Here is a 540-nt window from a genome sequence, read left to right on the forward strand (position 1 = left end):
CCCAGCCCCCTTCATTAATGTTCTAAAACGGTATGTGCAACTTTTACCGCTTGATCGAGCTGCTCTGTTTTTGAATAGTAATAGAAGAGTTCTTTCTGGGATCGATTAATCAAAAAGATATGGCCAGTTAGTTTAAAGAATGGTAACGCATGATCTTTTAAGTAGCTAACATACGTTTCTTCATCACTATTTATTAATAATACTGTCAGGTTAAAAAGATGGATAAACAGTGATGCATTCATGCGTTTTGCACTATGTAATCCGGCCATCGCGTCCTTCAGTAACTCCTCATCAGATACCAGTTTCCCGCGTGCACAGCTTTGAATATAACCCTCGAGTGATAGTAAGTATTTATCCGATTCTTTTTCCTTCAGAACCATCGATTGTTTATACAGGCCACCGGCTGTTTTATAATCTGATCTTGTAAAATATTCATAGGCCATGTTGTGGAGAACTGTCGCTTTTCTTGGTGTATTATTGCACAACTCACAGGTTTGAATTAATGCGTTGTATTTCTTTAACCTGTCATGGAAGTCATGT

1 pseudogene is annotated in these 540 nt (G+C 38.0%); it reads right to left on the bottom strand.

Going from position 1 to position 540, the window contains the following annotated elements:
• Nucleotides 1-14: 14 nt before the first annotated feature.
• A pseudogene (locus AC3G7N_RS22365) lies at nucleotides 15-540 on the bottom strand (hypothetical protein); the annotation flags it as partial.

The sequence above is a fragment of the Virgibacillus carmonensis genome, from assembly GCF_057836705.1.